This window comes from Myxococcus sp. AM009 (assembly GCF_013372605.1).
Classification (GTDB): Bacteria; Myxococcota; Myxococcia; order Myxococcales; family Myxococcaceae; genus Myxococcus; species Myxococcus vastator.
The window spans coordinates 1-18,763 of the sequence record NZ_JABXEP010000072.1 but is presented as its reverse complement, the minus strand read 5'-3'; the positions used below and the strand labels follow the sequence as shown (position 1 = coordinate 18,763).

The following is an 18,763-nucleotide window of genomic DNA, read 5'->3' as shown; positions in this document are numbered from 1 at the left end:
CCCGGCCATGTTCAGCGCACGGGCCTTGGGGGGGTGCCCGCCTGGCCGCTCTCCTCCGCTGGAAAGGAGCCCTCCTCGTGCTCCTGGCTGGGGCTCCCGGTGCTCAAGCCGGGCAGGTTTCGCAGCACCTCGATGAGCCGGGTGAGCGGACCTGTGTCCTCCCCTTGTGCCTCCAGTGTAGCGATGTGCTCCGTCAGCGGCAGGGAAAGCCAGTCATGCCGAGCGGCGGCTCGCAGCGCCGTCACGTCCAGGAGGCCGAGCACCATCGTCTCGGGACGCCCGTGCATGCGGGGCAGCCGCTCACTGGAGGCGAGCACCGAACCGTGCTGGCCACCGACGTCCCACTCCACGGGGTACGCCTGGAACACCTCGCCGCGCGCGGCGCGCCTCAGCGGCAGCGCGTCGTCCGCGAGCAGCCGGCCATCCGCGCCGCGGAAGCGTGCGTCCACATGCAGCGCGCGCGCCTCGCGGTAGGCCAGGCAGCCCCCCGCCAGCCCCTGCGCGGCCCGGTTGGCCAGCAGGGTGTGGCCGCTTCCCGGCTCCACCAGCGCCAGCGGCATGGGGAGCGCGGACATCACCGCCTCCAGCCAGCGCTGCTGGTGTCGGTTGGTTTCTGAACGAAACCGCTCGGCCTCCACGCGCCGCTGCGCCTCCAGCAGCTCCCGCGCGTGCTCGCGCTGCTGGGCCTCGCGCAGCGCCTCCGCCTGCCGCCGCACCAGCTCCGTCTTGCGGTACAGCTCCACGAAGACGCTCACCTTGGAGCGCAGGATGGCCGGCTCGAAGGGCTTGAGCAGGTAGTCCACCGCGCCCATGGCGTAGCCGCGCAGCTCCGGATGCGGCCCACGCGACAGCCCGGTGAGGAAGATGAGGGGCGTGCCGCGGCTGCGCTCGCGCTCGCGGATGAGCTGGGCCGTCTCGAAGCCGTCCATGTCCGGCATGACGACGTCCAGGAGGATGACGGCGAAGTCTTGCGTCAGCAGGTGGCGCAGCGCCTCTCGGCCGCTGCTCGCGGTGACCAGCCGCTGCCCCAGGGGCGCCAGGGTCGCCTCCAGCGCCAGCAGGTTCTCCGGCTGGTCATCCACCAGCAGCAGGCGGACGGGCTCTGACGGAATCGCGGGCAGGCGCTCGCGCGTGGGCGCGCCGCTCATGGCAGCACCTTGGAACGCGGCACATAAGCCAGCCGCGCGAGCCACCCTCCCACGGACCCCACCGTCAAATGCTCCATCTCCCCCTCCTCACCCTCTCCGCCCGTCTGGAGCGCGCTCACCACGGCCACCCGGGCGCCGCTCGCCTGGAGCACGTGCAAGCCCGCCATCCCATCCTCGTGCCCCGCGAAGAGCAGCCCCGCGGCGCGGGGGCCATGGCTGTCCGCCGCGGATTCGAAAAGCGCGTCCAGGCCGGGCCGCTGCCCATGCTCGGGCGGCTCCACGGACAGGGCCACGCAGCCCCGGTCCACCAGCAGGTGGTAGCCCGCGGGCGCCAGATAGACGGCGCCGGGCACGAGCGGGGCCTTGTCGTCCGGCTCCACCACCGGCAGCGCGCAGCGGCGGCCCAGCGGCGCGGCCAGCGCGTCCAGGGGGCCCCGGTGCAGCGCCAACACCACCGGCACGGGCAGGTGCGGCGGCAGCAGCGCCAGCACCGACTCCACGTCCGCCGCCGCGCAACGCGGCGCCCCCACCACCAGCAGGCCCAAGGGACTCATGCCACCCTCCTGAAGATGCGACCGCGGTCCTCCAGCAACTCATAGGCCCCCGCGTGCGGCGTACGCGCCAGCGACTCCTTGCGCCCCAGGCACAGGAAGCCGAAGCGGGCGAGGCTCTCGAAGAGCCGGCCGTGGATGTGGTCGTGCAGCGCGCGGTTGAAGGTCAGCAGCGTGTCGCGGCACACGATGACGTGGAACTCGTTGAACGAGCCGTCCGTGGCCAGGTTGTGCTGGGTGAAGAAGATGCGGTCGCGCAGCCGGGGCTGGAGCAGCGCCCAGTTGCCATCGCGCGTGTAGTAGTCGCAGAGCGCGCCCTTCCCGCCCGCCTCCAGATAGCGGTCCGCGTCCTCCTGCGTGGGCAGCGGCAGCACCCCGGTGCGCGCGTCCGCCAGCAGCCCCTCGCTGGCGTCGGACGCATACAGCCGGCACTTGCCCCACAGCCCCTCCTCCTGGAGGAGGATGGCCAGCGCGTACGTGTCCTCGCCGGTGCCACAGCCCGCGTGCCACACGCGCACGGAGGGCCAGGTGCGCAGCACGGGCACCACCCGGGCGCGGAAGTCGCGGAAGAAGGCGGTCTCCGCGAACAGGGCGGGCGGGGTGCATGACAGCGTGCGCAGCAGCGCGTCCAGCGCCTCGGCGTCGTGCAGCACGCGGGCCTGGAGCGCGGAGAAGCTGTCCAGCCGCTCCTCGCGGAGGTGGTGCCGCAGCCGCCGCAAGAGCTGCGGCCGGGAGCGGCTGCGCAGGTCGAAGCCCCATTGACGGGCCACGCCCTCCAGCAGCAGGTCCACCTCCAGCGCCTCCAGCTCCGCGCCGCGCGCGCCGGGCCCCGTCATCCGGAGACCTCCGTGCGCGGACCGCGCGGCGGCATGCCCCGCGGCGCGTGCAGCCACACGCGCAGCAGGCTGAGCAGCTTCTCGATGTCCACCGGCTTGGTGATGTAGTCGGACGCGCCGGCCTCCAGGCACTTCTCCCGGTCACCCTTCATGGCCTTGGCGGTGAGGGCGAGTATCGGCAGGTGGACGAAGCGCTCCATGCGGCGGATGGCGCGCATGGCCTGGTAGCCGTCCATCTCCGGCATCATCACGTCCATCAGCACCAGCTCGATGTCGGCGTCCTTCTCCAACTGGTCCAGGCCCTCGCGCGCGCTCTCCGCGAAAGCCACCTTCATGCCGTAGCGCTCCAGCACGGTGTTGAGGGCGAAGATGTTGCGCACGTCGTCGTCCACCACCAGCACCTTGCGGTTCACCAGCAAGGGGTCCTTCTCGCGCGCCTTCTCCAGCATGCGGCGCTTGGGCTCGGTCAGCTCCGACGGAGCGCGGTGGAGGAACAGGCTCGTCTCCTCCAGCAGCCGCTCCGGGCTCTGCGCGTCCTTCACCACGATGGCCTCGGCCACCCGCCGCAGCTCCGTCTCCTGGGCGCGCGTCAGCTCGCGGCCCGTATAGACGATGAGGGGCGGCCCGCCCGCGCCGTGCGCCTCATGGATGCGGCGGATGAGCTCCGTGCCGGGCATGTCCGGCAGGCCCAGGTCCAACACCATGCAGTCGAAGCGGCGCTCGGCCAGCGCGGCCAGGGCCTCCGTCGCGGTGCCCACCGCCACCGTCTGCACGTCATCGCTGCCCAGCAGCTCCGTCAGCGTCTGGCGGTGGACGGGGTCGTCCTCCACCACGAGCAGCCCGCGGCCCTTGCGCTCCACGAAGCGCTTGAGGGACTCCAGCGCGGCCACCGCCGCCTCCGGGTCCGCCGCCGCGCGCAGGTGGCCCAGGGCCCCCAGGTTGAGGGAGCGCTCGCGGTGGTCCTCCACCGACACCGTGTACACCGGCAGCGCGCGCGTGGACGAATCGTGCTTCAGCCGGTCCAGCACCACCCAGCCCGCCATCTCCGGCAGGTCCAGGTCCACCGCCACGGCCACCGGCCGCGTGTTGCGGACGGCGTCCAGCGCGCCCTCCACCTCCGTGGACACCAGCACCTTGAAGCCCGTGCCCTGCGCCGCGGCGCGCAGGCGCGCGGCATGGTCCGCCAGGTGCGTCACGGCCAGCAGCACCTTGTCTCCGGGCTGGATGGAGCCCCGGTCATCATCGATGTCCATCCGGCTCAGCGCGGACACCGATGCCTTGATGGCCGGCTCCGCGACGGGCGCGGGGAGCACCGCGGTGGCCAGCGGGTTGTAGTCCCAGCGCGCGGGCTCCTCCGGCGAGCGCTCCGCCATGAAGGCCAGCGGCACGTAGAGGGTGAAGGCGCTGCCCTTGCCCACGTCGCTCTCCAGCCGGATTTCGCCGCCGAGCAGCCGCGCGATTTCACGGCTGATGGACAGGCCCAGGCCGGTGCCCCCGTACTTGCGGGCGGTGGAGCCGTCCGCCTGCTGGAAGGCCTCGAAGATGATTTGATGTTTGTCCTTCGGGATGCCGATGCCCGTATCCACCACGGTGAAGGCCACCACCGAGGGCGCGGAGGACAACATGGCGTGGTCCGGAGACCAGCCGCCCTTCGCCAGGCCAATCTCCAGCGACACCGATCCGGACTCGGTGAACTTGAAGGCGTTGGACAGCAGGTTCTTGAGCACCTGCTGCAGGCGCTTCGCATCCGTCTCCAGCTCGCCGGGCAGCGTGTCCGCCAGGCCGATGTGGAACTCCAGGCTCTTCTTGTCCGCCACCTGCCGGAAGGTGCGGTCCACGAACTCGCGCAGGTCGCCGAAGCGCAGCGGTCCCACGTCCACCGCCATGGTGCCGGATTCAATCTTCGACAGGTCGAGGATGTCGTTGATGAGCTCCAGCAGGTCCGCGCCGGACGCGTGAATCGTCTTGGCGAACTCCACCTGCCGCGACGTGAGGTTGCCGTCCACGTTGTCGCTGAGCGTCTGGCTGAGGATGAGCAGCGAGTTGAGCGGCGTGCGCAGCTCGTGGCTCATGTTGGCCAGGAACTCGGACTTGTACTTGGACGTGAGGCTGAGCTGTTCGGCCTTCTCCTCCAGGGCGAGCTTGGCCTGCTCCACCTCGCCATTCTTGCGCTCCACCTCCGTCTTCTGCTCGGAGAGCAGCTTCGCCTTCTCCTGGAGCTCCTCGTTGGTGCTGCGCAGCTCCTCCTGCTGGCGCTTGAGCAGCTCCTCCGACTGCTGCAGCGAGGTGGCCTGCTGCTCCAGGCGCTTGTTCGTCTCCGTCAGCTCCTCCTGCTGCTTGCGGAGCTCGTCCGTCAGCGCCTGTGACTGCTTCAGCAGCGCCTCCGTGCGCATGTTGGCGGCAATCGTGTTGAGCACGATGCCGATGGACTCCGTGAGCTGCTCCAGGAAGCCCATGTGGACCTCGCTGAAGGCGTGGAAGGAGGCCAGCTCGATGACGGCTTTGACTTCCCCTTCGAAGAGCACCGGCAGCACCACGATGTTGCGCGGCACCTCCTCGCCCAGTCCGGACGCGATGCGGATGTAGCTGTCCGGCACGTCCGACAGGAGGATGGGCTCCTTCTCCAGGGCGCACTGGCCCACCAGCCCCTCGCCGTACTTGAAGGTGTTGGCCAGCCCCTTGCGCTGACGGTACGCGTAGGACGCCAGCAGCTTGAGCATCTGGTCGCCGGCGTCCACGCGCTCGGAGATGTAGAAGACGCCGTGCTGGGCATCCACCAGCGGCGCCAGCTCCGACAGGATGACCTTGGACACCGTGAGCAAGTCCCGTTGGCCCTGGAGGACGCGGGTGAACTTGGCCAGGTTCGTCTTGAGCCAGTCCTGCTCCGTGTTCTTCCGCGTGGTGTCCTTCAGGTTGCGGATCATCTCGTTGATGTTGTCCTTCAGGGCGGCCACTTCGCCCTGCGCGGACACGGTGATGAACCGCGTGAGGTCACCCTTCGTCACGGCGGTGGCCACCTCGGCGATGGCGCGCACCTGCGTGGTGAGGTTGGCGGCCAGCTGGTTCACGTTGTCCGTGAGGTCACGCCAGATGCCCGCCGTACCGGGCACGCGGGCCTGACCGCCCAGCTTCCCTTCGATGCCCACCTCGCGGGCCACCGTCGTCACCTGGTCGGCGAACACCGCCAGGGTGTCAATCATGCCGTTGATGGTGTCCGCCAGCTCCGCGATTTCCCCCTTCGCGTCCACCACCAGCTTGCGCTTCAGGTCGCCGTTGGCCACCGACGTCACGACCTTGGCGATGCCGCGCACCTGCGTGGTGAGGTTGGACGCCATGGAGTTCACGTTGTCCGTGAGGTCCTTCCACGTGCCGGCCACGCCCTTCACTTCGGCCTGTCCGCCCAGCTTGCCCTCCGTCCCCACCTCGCGCGCCACGCGCGTCACTTCCGAGGCGAACGAGTTGAGCTGGTCCACCATCGTGTTGATGGTGTTCTTCAGCTCCAGGATTTCGCCCTGCACGTCGACCGTAATCTTCTTGGACAGGTCACCCTTGGCGACGGCCGTCGTCACCTCGGCGATGTTTCGCACCTGGGACGTCAGGTTGGACGCCATGGAGTTCACGTTGTCCGTGAGGTCCTTCCACGTGCCGGCCACCCCCTTCACCACGGCCTGACCGCCCAGCTTGCCCTCCGTGCCCACCTCGCGCGCCACGCGCGTCACCTCCGAGGCGAACGAGTTGAGCTGGTCCACCATCGTGTTGATGGTGTTCTTCAGCTCCAGGATTTCACCGCGCACATCCACGGTGATTTTCTTCGACAGGTCACCGTTGGCCACGGCCGTCGTCACCTCGGCGATGTTTCGCACCTGGGACGTCAGGTTCGACGCCATGCTGTTCACGTTGTCGGTGAGGTCCTTCCACGTCCCACCGACACCGCGCACGATGGCCTGACCGCCCAGCTTGCCTTCCGTGCCCACCTCGCGCGCAACGCGCGTCACCTCCGAAGCGAAGGACGACAGCTGGTCCACCATCGTGTTGATGGTGTTCTTCAGCTCCAGGATTTCGCCGCGCACGTCCACGGTGATTTTCTTGGAGAGGTCCCCGCGCGCCACCGCCATCGTCACCTCGGCGATGTTTCGCACCTGGGACGTCAGGTTGGACGCCATGGAGTTCACGTTGTCGGTGAGGTCCTTCCACGTCCCACCGACGCCGCGCACGATGGCCTGACCACCGAGCTTTCCTTCCGTCCCCACTTCCTTCGCGACGCGCGTCACCTCCGAAGCGAAGGACGACAACTGGTCCACCATCGTGTTGATGGTGTTCTTCAGCTCCAGCACCTCGCCCTTGGCGTCGACCGTGATTTTCTTCGACAGGTCACCCTTGGCGACGGCCGTCGTCACCTCGGCGATGTTTCGCACCTGGGACGTCAGGTTGGACGCCATGCTGTTCACGTTGTCCGTGAGGTCCTTCCACGTCCCACCGACACCGCGCACGATGGCCTGACCACCGAGCTTTCCTTCCGTCCCCACTTCACGCGCCACACGCGTCACTTCCGAGGCGAACGAGTTGAGCTGGTCCACCATCGTGTTGATGGTGTTCTTCAGCTCCAGGATTTCGCCCTGCACGTCCACGGTGATTTTCTTCGACAGGTCGCCGTTCGCCACGGCCGTCGTCACCTCGGCGATGTTTCGCACCTGGGACGTCAGGTTGGACGCCATGGAGTTCACGTTGTCCGTGAGGTCCTTCCACACGCCGGCCACGCCCTTCACGTCGGCCTGACCGCCCAGCTTTCCGTCGGTGCCCACCTCGCGGGCCACGCGCGTCACCTCCGACGCGAACGAGTTGAGCTGGTCCACCATCGTGTTGATGGTGTTCTTCAGCTCCAGCACCTCGCCCTTCGCGTCGACCGTAATCTTCTTGGAGAGGTCACCCTTGGCGACGGCCGTCGTCACCTCGGCGATGTTTCGCACCTGGGACGTCAGGTTGGACGCCATGGAGTTCACGTTGTCGGTGAGGTCCTTCCACGTTCCGCCCACGCCCTTCACCACGGCCTGACCGCCCAGCTTGCCCTCCGTCCCCACCTCACGCGCCACGCGCGTCACTTCGGAAGCGAAGGACGACAACTGGTCCACCATCGTGTTGATGGTGTTCTTCAGCTCCAGGATTTCACCGCGCACATCCACGGTGATTTTCTTCGACAGGTCACCGTTGGCCACGGCGGTGGTGACCTCCGCGATGTTGCGCACCTGGGACGTCAGGTTGGACGCCATGGAGTTCACGTTGTCCGTGAGGTCCTTCCACGTGCCGGCCACGCCCTTCACTTCGGCCTGTCCGCCCAGCTTGCCCTCGGTGCCCACCTCGCGCGCCACGCGCGTCACCTCCGAGGCGAACGAGTTGAGCTGGTCCACCATCGTGTTGATGGTGTTCTTCAGCTCCAGCACCTCGCCCTTGGCGTCGACCGTAATCTTCTTGGAGAGGTCACCCTTGGCGACGGCCGTCGTCACCTCGGCGATGTTTCGCACCTGGGACGTCAGGTTGGACGCCATGGAGTTCACGTTGTCGGTGAGGTCCTTCCACGTGCCGCCCACGCCCTTCACCACGGCCTGACCGCCCAGCTTGCCCTCCGTCCCCACCTCACGCGCCACGCGCGTCACTTCGGAAGCGAAGGACGACAACTGGTCCACCATCGTGTTGATGGTGTTCTTCAGCTCCAGGATTTCACCGCGCACATCCACGGTGATTTTCTTCGACAGGTCGCCCTTGGCGACGGCCGTCGTCACCTCGGCGATGCTGCGCACCTGCGCGGTGAGGTTGGAGGCCATGGAGTTCACGTTGTCCGTGAGGTCCTTCCACGTGCCGGCCACGCCCTTCACCTTGGCTTGCCCGCCCAGCTTTCCGTCGGTGCCCACCTCGCGGGCCACGCGCGTCACCTCGGAAGCGAAGGCGCCGAGCTGCTCCACCATCCCGTTCACCAGCCGGGCGGTGCGGAGGAACTCGCCCCGGAGGGGACGGCCATCCACTTCCAGCGCCATCGTCTGGGACAGGTCACCCTTGGCCACCGCGCCGATGACGCGGCCCATCTCCGTCGTCGGTTGCACCAGGTCGGCCACCAGCGTGTTCACCGACTCGACGCAGTCGCCCCACGAGCCCAGCGCGCCCACCACGTTGCCGCGCTGGGTGATGCGGCCCTCCTTGCCCACCACGCTGCCAATGCGCTCGAACTCCCGGGCCATGCGCTCGCTGAGCTCGATGATTTCGTTCAGGGTGTCCGCCACCTTGCCGGCGCTGCCCACCTTGTCCACCGGCATGCGCACGGAGAAGTCGCCCTTGCGGACCGCGGTGAGGACCCGCAGCAACTGACGCGAATCGAGCGACTGCGAATCATCCTCCCGGACTCGCGGCGGAGGGGGAGCCGCGACGGGTGCGCGGCGGGAGGAAACCTTCTTCGTGGCCATATGAGTTCCTGGTCGGTCCCGGAACGGCGAAGCACGGGCTGCCGTCCTGCGGGAATCTCGCAGCTGGAGCGTGTTTTCTCGCGCTTTCACACACTTGGACCAGCCCCCCCGAGACGCTCGGCTGGCCATCAGGCGACACTCCGAGCGGACTTCGTCCGGCAGCCAACACTGGCGCGAGCGCGGCGACACCCGGCGTGAAAGCCGGTGCGCGCGCTGACAGGGCAGGCAGGCTCAGTGCCGGACGCGAGGCGCGGGCGCGCGGACGCGCACCTGCATCTGCTCGTCTCCGGCCACGACGCTGCTGAGCACCTCGCGCTGGTCCGGTGACAGCCGGGCCACGGCGCGCAGCGAGGCCACCAGCACCAGGGACTCCAGCGGAGACGGCACGCTGACGCCGTCCGGCCCCGTCTTCAGGGGCAACGGCAGGCGCGGCGCGCGCCCCGCGGCGGTGAGCGCGTCCACGGCATACGCAGGAGACGTGTCCAGCGTGACGGCAATCGCGGGGAGGCTGGTGGCGGCGTCACCCTGGCCGCGCGCCTGCATCTCCATCAACACCTGCAGCGCGCCCGGCTTGAAGTACAGCGCCAGCCCCGCGCGCCCGTCCCCCATGTGGAAGACACACCCCTCGAAGGTGTGGTTCATCGGCCCGGTGACGGCCACCTCGAAGGGCTGGCTGTCATCCCAGTGCGTCCACGGCCGCGCATCCCAGTACTCCGACGACGCCTGCACGAAGAGCAGCGCCTTGTCCGAGCCAAGCCCGGACAAGCCTCGCTGCCCCCACGCCACGAAGGTCGCGATGGCCGCGCAGGATGACAGCGCCTGCGGTGAAGGCTCCGCCACGGCGAGCCCCAGCTCCGCGCCCGCTTCGGCCAGCGCCGGCACGCAGCGCACCTCCGCCGCGTCCACCCCTTCCAGCAGGGCCCGCAGCCCGGCCCCGTCGTCCGACTCGAAGACGGGCGCGGAGGGCTCTCCGGAGTCGGAGATACGCAGATACACCTGCACCTGCGTGTCGCCCTGGCTGAGTGGCACGGGGCCCAGCTTGAGCAGGTAGAACATGGGGCTCAGCCTTGCTTTCCGTCCAGGGCCTTGCGGACCTGTCGCATCAACGCATGGATGTCGAAGGGCTTCTGAAGGAACGGCATGCCGGGATACAGATGCCGCAGCGCGGCCACGTCCACCGCGCTCATCCCCATGAGTGATACATCCTTGTAGGCCGACTCGGCCCGGATGCGCTCGATGAGCGCCGGTCCGTCCAGCACGGGCATCATCCAGTCAGTGAGGACCAGGTCCGGCCGGAGCTCCGCCATCCGCTCCAGCGCCTCACGACCGTGAGAGGCCGTCAGAACGCGGTAGCCCTCCTCTCGAAGGAGGTCCGCCAGGGCTTCCAGGATGCCCTGCTCGTCATCCACCACCAGGACCGTCTCCATACGGGTGGTACTACTCCTAGACGTTCGTTCAGAAATGGCCAGCGCCCGGGTGTCGGGCAAGTCCCGTGAGCAAGGTATCCACAGCGACACTGAAGGGGGGCAGCACCTCGATTCCCTGTGACGTGATGACGAACTCCCTCAGGGTGGGGTCATAGTGGGTGTCACGCATCTTGAAGATGCTCAGCAGCCTGCGCAGGCTGCCTTCAAGCTCGACATGTCTCAGGAAAAAGAGGTTCTCCGCCACAGCGGAGAGTCCGACCTCCATCGGGACGTCCAGCACCGGACCGAAGAGCCGCGGCGTCTCCATGCCGAAGAGGGTGGTGGCCCCCGTGCAACGCAGCTCCTGGGTGAGCGCCGCGAAGAACGAATTGATGCGCGCGGGCTCGGCCGAGGCCTGCTGCATGGCGCTGAGCCCGTCCACGAACACCCGCTTCACGTTGCGGCGCCGCACATCCGACAGGAGCTGGTCCGCCAGCACGTCCAGGATGCACTCGGAGGGTGGCTGCCAGATGATGTTGAGCCGCCCGTCCGCCATGGCGCCGCCCAGGTCGATGCCCGCGGACGTCACCTTGCCCAGCAGCCGGTTGGGCGGCTCATAGAAGCCCATGTAGAGGCACGGCTCCCCCTGCCGCAGCCCCTCCGCCAGCAGGCTGCTGCCCAGCAGCGTCTTTCCCGCGCCGGGCGGACCGAGCAGCAGGGAGGTGGACCCCGCCGCCAGGCCCTCCGGGAAGAGCGCGTCCAAGGACGGGACGCCAAAGTGGAGGCGGTGGGCGCCCGGGTCGGGCGGCGGCGAGCGCTGGACGCGCGACTCCAACCGGGGGAAGACCTCCAGCCCCTCGCTGGTGATGCGGAAGGCGTGCACGCCGTGCAGCGTGGCGCTCCCGCGGAACTTGCGCACCTGCAGCTCGCGCCAGGAACGCACGCCCTGGGTGCGCTCGCGCAGCTCCAGGATGCCATCCACCATGGTGTACTCCGGGTGGACGGCGGGACCGTTGGCGCTGGTGAGCAGCAGCGCCGTGAAGCGCGCCAGCCCCGCGACGACCTGCAGCTCGTGGATGAACTTCTTGAAGTCGCGGCTGCTGCCGGCTGCTTCCTGCGCCTGAACCAGCCCGTCCAGCACCAACATGCTGGCGTTGTGGTTGCGCACCTCGCGCCGCAAGAGCTCCAGCAGCCCCGGCAGGCCCTGCTCCTCCAGGGTGCGGAAGCCGCTGACGTAGTAGACGCCCTCGGGCAACAGCGCCGAGTCGAAGAAGGCCATGTCCCGCATGTTGGCCAGCATGCGAGCGTGGGACTCCGCCAGCAGCGTGACATACAGGCACCGGGCGCCGGCGCGCCCCTGATGATAGCAGAGCTGATTGGCGAAGAGGGTCTTCCCCGCGCCCGGCTCCCCCACGACGATGTAGACACCCGACGACACGAGGCCGCCGCCCAGCACGGCGTCAAGCCCAGGCACGCCAGTGGAGACGCGTGCGTCCTGCCGTGCGGGTTGCTCGGAAGAGGACATGATGCCCGTTCCATACCGTAATTCGCCCCAGTGCGCGCGCCGGAATGTGCGAAGAAAACCGCGCGGGCCGTGAACGGCTGAAGCGCCTCAACGGTCAGCGTCCAGCAGGGCGCGCAGGTCGTCGGGAATGGGCATGGGCGTGAGGATGCCCACGTTCGCGCCACCGGTGTTTCCCAGCGGCGCCCGCCCCAGCCATGAGCCCGGCGCGGCGACCAGCAACCGCACCACCTGCCCCACCCACTCCGCGGCGTTCCGCCTGCGCCAACCGAACCCCAGCATGCGCCAGTGCACGCGCACGTGAGGACCCGCGTGGGCCTGGCTGAGGACGTGGGCCCGCTCGAGGTGCCGCCAGGCACGCACATGCTCCGAACGCGACTCCGCTTCATGGGCCTCGCGCAGCGCCGCTTCAAAGGCGGCGCGCAGCTTCGCCTTCATCGACATGGACTCCTCCTGGTCATGGCGCCACCTTCGCGCCCCAGCCCCCCGCTCGCTTGTAAAAACATGCACCCCGGCAATCTCGGGAGGGCGTCACACGGGCACGGGCGGGGCGAGGAGACGGCATGAGCTGGCTCGGTGCGCCACCCTCCCATGTCCCCGCCTGTCCATTCCCGGCGCGCAAGCAAGGCCTTGCCCAGGGGCGCCCCAGCCTGCCCGGCCCGAAGATTCGCCGGGCGATGCCTCCCTGGCCGCCAGGGGCCGGTGGCGCCTGGCGCCCCGGGTGTATTGATTGAAGGGGGCCCGAGACACGGGAGCGCCCCCGCTCCAGGGGAGGGAACGCGCCATGGCGGAGAGGGAGCCTGGCCTCGACGCAGCCGGGGACGTCAGCCCGCCTGCCCGGGGAGGACATGACGCGCGGGTCGACAACGTCGACGGCATCGTCTGGGAGGCGGACCCCTCTCTTCACTTCACCTTCGTCAGCAAGCAGGCGGAGCGGCTGCTCGGCTACCCGGTGGAGCGGTGGCTCACGGAGCCTGACTTCTGGGTGGAGCACCTGCATCCGGACGACCGGGACTGGGCTTCCGCCTCCTGCCGCTCCGCGGTGGAGCAGCGCCTGCCCCACGAATTCGAGTACCGGATGCTGGCCGCGGACGGGAGCGTCGTCTGGCTGCGCGACCTCGTCACCGTGCTGTGCAGGGACGGCCGTGCCTACAGGCTTCACGGCCTCATGGTGGACGTCACCGAGCAGCGGCAGGCCAAGGAGCGGCTGGAGCAGACGGTGTCCCTGCTGGAGGCCACGCTCGACTCGACGGCGGACGGACTGCTCGTCGTCGACCAGGACGGACATATCACCGCCCGCAACCGCCAGTTCGAGCAGCTCTGGGGACTGACGGGGTTGACGGCCTGCGCCCAGGACACGGCGCTGCTCGCGGCCGTGCGCGCGAAGCTGAAGGACCCGGACGCCTTCTTCTCGCGGGTCCAGGCCCTGTACGAGCAACCCAGCCAGGAGAGCTTCGACATCGTCGAGCTGCGCGACGGCCGCGTCCTGGAGCGCTACTCCCTGCCTCAGCGGCGGCGCGGGCTCATCACCGGCCGCGTCTGGAGCTTCCGCGATGTCACCGAGCGCGTGCACGCGCAGCGCATGCAGGAGCGGCTGCTGGACGAGGCGCACGAGGCCATCCGCGTGCGCGACGACTTCCTCTCCATCGCCGCCCACGAGCTCAAGACGCCGCTGACGCCGCTGCGCCTCCACCTTCAGCTGCTGAAGCGGACGATGGACGCCAAGGAGCCCATCGCGCCGGAGCGCGTGGACAAGGCCATGGCGCAGGTGCACCGCCTGTCCGCGCTGGTCAATGATTTGGTGGACGCCACCAGCGTGGAGGCGGGCCGGCTGAAGCTGCAACGTGAGCCCGTATCGCTCCTGGAGCTGGCGCGCGAGGTGTGCTCGGAGTTCCGCGCCCTCAGCGCGGCGCACGCCTGTTCGTGCGAGCTGCCCCAGGAGGACCTCGTCGTCATGGGCGACCGGGGCCGGCTGTCGCAGGTGCTGGCCAACCTCCTGGAGAACGCCGTCAAGTACAGCCCGCTGGGCGGCACCGTGCGCATCTCCCTGTCTCGCGCGGACGGCGACGCCGTGCTCAGCGTGGCGGACGGCGGCATCGGCATCTCCCGGGAGGACCAGGCGCACCTCTTCGGCCGCTTCTTCCGCGCGAGCAACGCGCCCGTTTCGGGCTTCGGGGGCCTGGGCCTGGGGCTCTACATCTGCCGGGACATCATCGAACGGCACGGCGGTCACATCTGGGTGGACAGCGAGCTGGGCCGGGGCTCCACGTTCCATGTCTCGCTGCCCGTGCTGAACGCGACGGCGCACCGGGAAGCCCGGCCCTGACGCGGCTCACCGCAGGACGGTGCCACTGCTGAGCCGCGACACGGCGCCGTGCAGCATGCCCAACTGGCGGGGCGCCCGCTCCAGCAGCGCGCCGAAGACGGGGTCATCCGTCTTGCATGACACCTGCAACGGCGGCAGGGGCGGCGGCACGCGCCGGTCCCTGAGCGCGTCCGCGAGCTCGTCGAGCGCGCGCCCCGCCTGATGCGCCAGTTGCTTCAGCTGGCCGGGGACCTCCGCCTCCGGCCGCTCCATGCCCAGGGCCGTCACCACGGTGGCGAAGCGGCGCGCGTAGGTGATGACGGCCATGCCCGACTCGAGCTGCTGGGGCGGGCCGTGGTACTCGGCGGTGAGCCGCTCGAAGGAGGCCTCCGCGTCCAGCAGCGCCAGGCCGAAGGCGCGCCGCGCGGCGCCCACCTCGGGCCGGGTGCCGCTGCGCTTGGCGACGACCTCGCGCAGGTATTCACCGTCCGCGCGCAGCGCGGCCGCCGCGGCCTCCGGGAAGCGGAGGCGCTCCGGCATGGGCCATAGCAACCACGCGCCCATCAACGCGAGCGAACACGCGACCAGCACGCCCAGCGCGCGCTGCCCGGCGAGGCTCCAGTCCCCCGAGCTCAGCGTGGCCAGCAGCAGGTAGTCCGGCGTGAGCAGAATCTGGAAGGCGCCGAAGTTGATGGGCAGCAGGGACACCGACACCGCCGTGAGCAGGACGATGACGGCGAGCAGCGCGGAGGGGGACTGCACGCGCGTGGCAATCACCGCCGCCAGGCCCGCGCCCAGCAGCGTCCCGCCGACGCGCTGGAGCGCGCGCTCCTCGGTGATGGCCGAATACGGTTGGAGGATGGCGATGACGGTGAGGCTCACCCAGTGGGCGTCGCGGATGCCCAGCGCCTGCGTCACCACCAGCGCCACCGTCGCCACCAGCCCCACCCGCAGCGCGTGCCGGAAGACGAGCGAATCCGAGCGGAGGTGGTCGCGCAGCGGGGCCAGCCACGAGCGCGCGCGCCGTTGCTCAGGGCACACCACGCTCCGCCCGCGGTCGGACACCGGGTCGCCATGCAGCAGGCCCGCGGCCGTCTCATGGACCACCCCCGCCATCTCCCGCAGCTTCGAGAAGAGCGCCTCCACGTGGAGGGACAACGGGTCCTCGCGGCTCCGGATGCCTGGAGCGGGCCGGTAGTTCCGTCTGCGCGAGCCAGGCACCATCCGTGGCGCGCGCGGGACGCCCTCATTGCGCTCGCGCTCCAGCACCTGCTCCACCCAGCTCGTCATGGCCGCGTAGGCGTCACACAGCGAACTCACGCGCGCGCGCAGCGGCAGGAAGCGGGGCTCGCGCACGGCCGCCTCCATGGCCTCGGCCAGGGCGATGAGCTGGGCGGACATCGGCTCGCACGTCTCGAGCAACACGAGCAGGTGCTCGCCTCGCCGGGACTTGCCCAGGTGGCTGCTCCGCATGACCCCCAGCGTGGCGCGCGCCTGCTCCATGAGGGGCCGCACGCTCATGTGCCGCTGCGCGGCCTCCACCCACTCCTGGGAGCTGGCGCCCTCGCGCGACAGGCGGCCCAAATCCCAGCACGCCTCCGCCAGCTCCCGGTACACGCGCGCGATGGCCCTCCGCGCCGGGCGGTAGGGCCGCAGCGGCCACAGCACCAGGGACAGCGTCATGGCCCACAGGCCGCCGAAGAGCAGCCAGAAGGCGCGGCCCAGCGCGACATCCACGCCCACCGCGGGCGCGCCCAGTGACACGACGAAGATGACCGCGAGCTGTCCGCCGATGGAGCCCGCCGTCTCTCCGTAGCTCCGCGCGAAGGCCGCCGTCGTCACGCCCAGCCACATCAGGGAGACGTCCAGCCACGGCATGGACCCGCCCGGCGCGCCCAGCGCGCCCACCAGCGCCCCCAGCAGCGTCACCGTGCCCAGCTCCTTCGCCCGCGTCTGGTACGAGCCGCCCTTGTCGGCCAGTGAGACCAGGAGACCGGACAGGCCCCCCCAGCCCGCGTCCTTCACGCCCAGCAGGAACGCGAGGGCCAGGGGGACGGAGGTGGCTAGCGCGGTCCGCAGGCCCGCGCCAATGGCGGGCTTGCCTGGCCGGACGCGGAGGACGGCGCGCAGGTGTCTCAGCAGTCGGCGCATCCTGGAGCGTTGACACCGTGCGGCGCGGAAAGAACCTCCGCCCTCCCTCTCCCGCCTCCCCCGCGGACAGGGGAGCCTGCGTCCCCGGGCTCGTCGAGAGGCCAGGACCCGCGGGCGGGATTGCGCAACCGGTGCGCCACACATGCCGTAACGTGCCGCCCCCACCAAGGAGCGACACCTCGTGGAGACCCTTGTCCGAATCGCGGAGCGCCTGGGCCGCTTCTCTTCGCGCTTCGTCCCCAGCGCGTTCGCCATCGCCGTCCTGCTCACGCTGCTCACCCTGGCGCTGGCCACCGGCTGGGCTGGGGCCGCGCCGCCCGCCGTGCTGGACGCCTGGGGCGGCGGCTTCTGGGAGCTGCTCGGCTTCTCCATGCAGATGGCGCTGGTGATGTTCACCGGCTACCTGCTGGCCCTCACCAGCCCGGTGCGGGCGGTGCTGGAGCGCGCGGCGCGAGTGCCGCGCACGCCCCGCGGCGCGGCGGCGTGGATGGCCTTCGTCTCCATGGCCCTGGCCTACGTCAACTGGGGCCTGTCCCTGGTGGCCAGCGCCATGCTGGTGCGCTTCATGGTGAAGCGCCGACCGGACGTGGACTACCGGCTGCTGGTGGCGTGCGCGTACTTCGGCCTGGGCGCCACCTGGCACTCGGGCCTGTCCGCCTCCGCGCCGCTGCTGGTGGCCACGCCGGGCCACTTCCTGGAGAAGAGCCTGGGCGTGCTGCCCATCGACAGGACGCTCTTCTCGCCCTTCAACCTCGGCCTCACGCTGGCCGTGGTGGCGGGGCTGACGCTGCTGGCGTGGGTGCTGCACCCGAAGCCGGAGAACACCGTCCGCGTGGACCCGGCGGTGCTGGAGGCCCTGGGGGACTTCACCCCGCCCCCGCGCCCCACCGAGCGCGGCTTCGCCGTGTGGCTGGACCACTCCAGGCTGCTCAACACCCTCATCGGTGTCCTGGGGCTCGTGTGGCTGGCGCGGCACCTGTGGATGAACGGCGGCTGGCGCGCGCTCAACCTCAACGTGGTGAACTTCACCTTCCTGGTGCTGGCGGTGCTGCTGCACGGCACGCCCGCGCGGCTGCTCAAGGCCAGCGAGGAGGCCGGCACCGTGCTGCACGGCATCGTCCTCCAGTTCCCGCTGTACGCGGGCATCTACGGCATCTTCAAGGCCACCGGCCTGACGGAGCGCATCGGCGAGCTGTTCGTGTCGCTGTCCACGCGCGAGACGTTCCCCGCCATCGTCTACCTGTACAGCGGCGTGGTGAACTACTTCGTCCCCTCCGGCGGCTCGAAGTGGGCCATTGAAGCGCCCTACCTCCTGGACGCCGCGACGCGGCTGGGCGTGGCGCCGGAGAAGGTGGTGCTGGCGTATGCGTGGGGGGACATGGCCACCGACCTCATCCAACCCTTCTGGGCGCTGCCGCTGCTGGCCGTGGCGCGCCTGGAGTTCAAGGCGCTCCTGGGCTTCCTGTTGGTGGCCTTCCTCGTGTACCTGCCGCTGGTGACGCTGGCCTTCCTCCTCTTCGGCTGAGCGACGCCGCGGGCTGTGCTAAATCCAGCCTGGCAAGGCGGGCCTGGGGGCCTGTCACATCACGAGAGCGAGGGGACTTGAGATGGCGAAGATGCTGACGCGGAGCCTGCTGTGCGCGGTGCTGGGAGTTTCGCCGGTGGCCCTGGCGCAGGAGGCGGAGCCCGCCGCCGCGCAGGTGAAGGCGCCGGACGCGGACGCGGTGCGTGACACCTGGAACTACTTCTACAAGGGCCAGGGCCAGGGCCCCGTGCTGGTGGAGGCCAAGGTCTGCACCGAGGTCGCCAAGGAAGGCCCCAACAAGTACGACTGCACCGCCGAAGTGGGGCCCGAGGGCATCAAGGCCGGCACCAGCGTCATGTTGTGGCAGGCCTACCTCGTGCCGCAGGGCGACACCGTCGACGACCTCATGGTGCAGTCGAAGCAGGGCACCGTCGTCCGTGAGACGAAGGACGTGAAAATCAAGGGCGAAGGCTGGCGCGCGCGGCAGTGGACGGGCCTGCGGATGAGCAAGCCTGGCACGTGGACGGTGTCGGTGCTGCGCGGGGACCAGGTGCTCAAGGAGATTCAGGTCAAGGTGCTCTGATTCACCCCTGAAGCAGGTGGAGGCACCCGGCGCCCGCCAGCGGCCCTCAGGCCACCTGGCGGGCGTTCGCTTTGGCGCACGCCTGCCTCCGAGGCCGGGCAGTCCGTCGTTTTTCCTCCGACGTTCCCTGCCGGACAGGGAGTTTTTTCAGCGCACCCGACAGCCGCCTCGGCCTCGGGGGCGAGGTTCCGCCCGCCTCCAGAGGAGAGCCGCCCCGCCACGGCGGCTGGCAATGCCCTTGCACAAGTGCTTCCGCGGTTGAGGGGCAGGGGGTTGTCGGGGCT

The 18,763-nt window shown here is 69.7% G+C and carries 12 protein-coding genes; 3 read left to right on the top strand and 9 right to left on the bottom strand.

Features of this window, described 5'->3' with window-relative positions; all coding sequences use genetic code 11:
- Window positions 1–11: 11 nt before the first annotated feature.
- The 8 genes from HV824_RS19000 to HV824_RS18965 form a co-directional block, all read right to left on the bottom strand.
- Window positions 12–1,148, bottom strand: a complete 1,137-nt coding sequence (locus HV824_RS19000) for a two-component system response regulator (RefSeq protein WP_176419800.1) — start codon at window positions 1,146–1,148, stop codon at window positions 12–14.
- On the bottom strand, window positions 1,145–1,702 hold the full coding sequence (locus HV824_RS18995; RefSeq protein ID WP_176419801.1) for a chemotaxis protein CheB: 558 nt from the start codon (window positions 1,700–1,702) through the stop codon (window positions 1,145–1,147). Before HV824_RS18995 ends, HV824_RS19000 begins: the two co-directional genes overlap by 4 nt.
- Window positions 1,699–2,535, bottom strand: a complete 837-nt coding sequence (locus tag HV824_RS18990; protein ID WP_176423941.1) for a protein-glutamate O-methyltransferase CheR — start codon at window positions 2,533–2,535, stop codon at window positions 1,699–1,701. The genes HV824_RS18995 and HV824_RS18990 overlap by 4 nt, the downstream gene beginning before the upstream one ends.
- Window positions 2,532–8,987, bottom strand: coding sequence for a HAMP domain-containing protein (locus HV824_RS18985; RefSeq protein ID WP_217917533.1), 6,456 nt, complete (start codon window positions 8,985–8,987; stop codon window positions 2,532–2,534). The genes HV824_RS18990 and HV824_RS18985 overlap by 4 nt, the downstream gene beginning before the upstream one ends.
- A gap of 231 nt (window positions 8,988–9,218) precedes the next feature.
- Complete coding sequence (locus HV824_RS18980) at window positions 9,219–10,043, bottom strand: hypothetical protein (protein WP_176419804.1); 825 nt, start codon at window positions 10,041–10,043, stop codon at window positions 9,219–9,221.
- Between the two features lie 5 nt (window positions 10,044–10,048).
- On the bottom strand, window positions 10,049–10,414 hold the full coding sequence (locus HV824_RS18975; protein WP_176419805.1) for a response regulator: 366 nt from the start codon (window positions 10,412–10,414) through the stop codon (window positions 10,049–10,051).
- A gap of 28 nt (window positions 10,415–10,442) precedes the next feature.
- On the bottom strand, window positions 10,443–11,918 hold the full coding sequence (locus HV824_RS18970; protein WP_176419806.1) for an ATPase domain-containing protein: 1,476 nt from the start codon (window positions 11,916–11,918) through the stop codon (window positions 10,443–10,445).
- A gap of 87 nt (window positions 11,919–12,005) precedes the next feature.
- The gene (locus tag HV824_RS18965) at window positions 12,006–12,359 is read right to left on the bottom strand and encodes a DUF3703 domain-containing protein (protein ID WP_176419807.1); all 354 of its coding nucleotides are present in this window, start codon (window positions 12,357–12,359) and stop codon (window positions 12,006–12,008) included.
- A gap of 340 nt (window positions 12,360–12,699) precedes the next feature.
- Here HV824_RS18965 and HV824_RS18960 point away from each other — a divergent pair, with 340 nt between their 5' ends.
- Window positions 12,700–14,241: a PAS domain-containing sensor histidine kinase gene (locus HV824_RS18960; RefSeq protein ID WP_176419808.1), complete on the top strand. Its 1,542-nt coding sequence runs from the start codon at window positions 12,700–12,702 to the stop codon at window positions 14,239–14,241.
- Between the two features lie 6 nt (window positions 14,242–14,247).
- Here the strand turns inward: HV824_RS18960 and HV824_RS18955 are convergent, their stop codons facing one another.
- Complete coding sequence (locus HV824_RS18955; RefSeq protein ID WP_176419809.1) at window positions 14,248–16,371, bottom strand: FUSC family protein; 2,124 nt, start codon at window positions 16,369–16,371, stop codon at window positions 14,248–14,250.
- 181 nt (window positions 16,372–16,552) lie between these two features.
- Between HV824_RS18955 and HV824_RS18950 the strand changes: the two genes are divergently transcribed.
- Window positions 16,553–17,896 carry a TIGR00366 family protein gene (locus tag HV824_RS18950; protein WP_176419810.1) on the top strand — a complete coding sequence of 448 codons (1,344 nt, stop codon included), beginning with the start codon at window positions 16,553–16,555 and terminating at the stop codon, window positions 17,894–17,896.
- Window positions 17,897–17,978: 82 nt separating this feature from the next.
- Window positions 17,979–18,479 carry a hypothetical protein gene (locus tag HV824_RS18945; protein ID WP_176419811.1) on the top strand — a complete coding sequence of 167 codons (501 nt, stop codon included), beginning with the start codon at window positions 17,979–17,981 and terminating at the stop codon, window positions 18,477–18,479.
- Window positions 18,480–18,763: the final 284 nt, after the last annotated feature.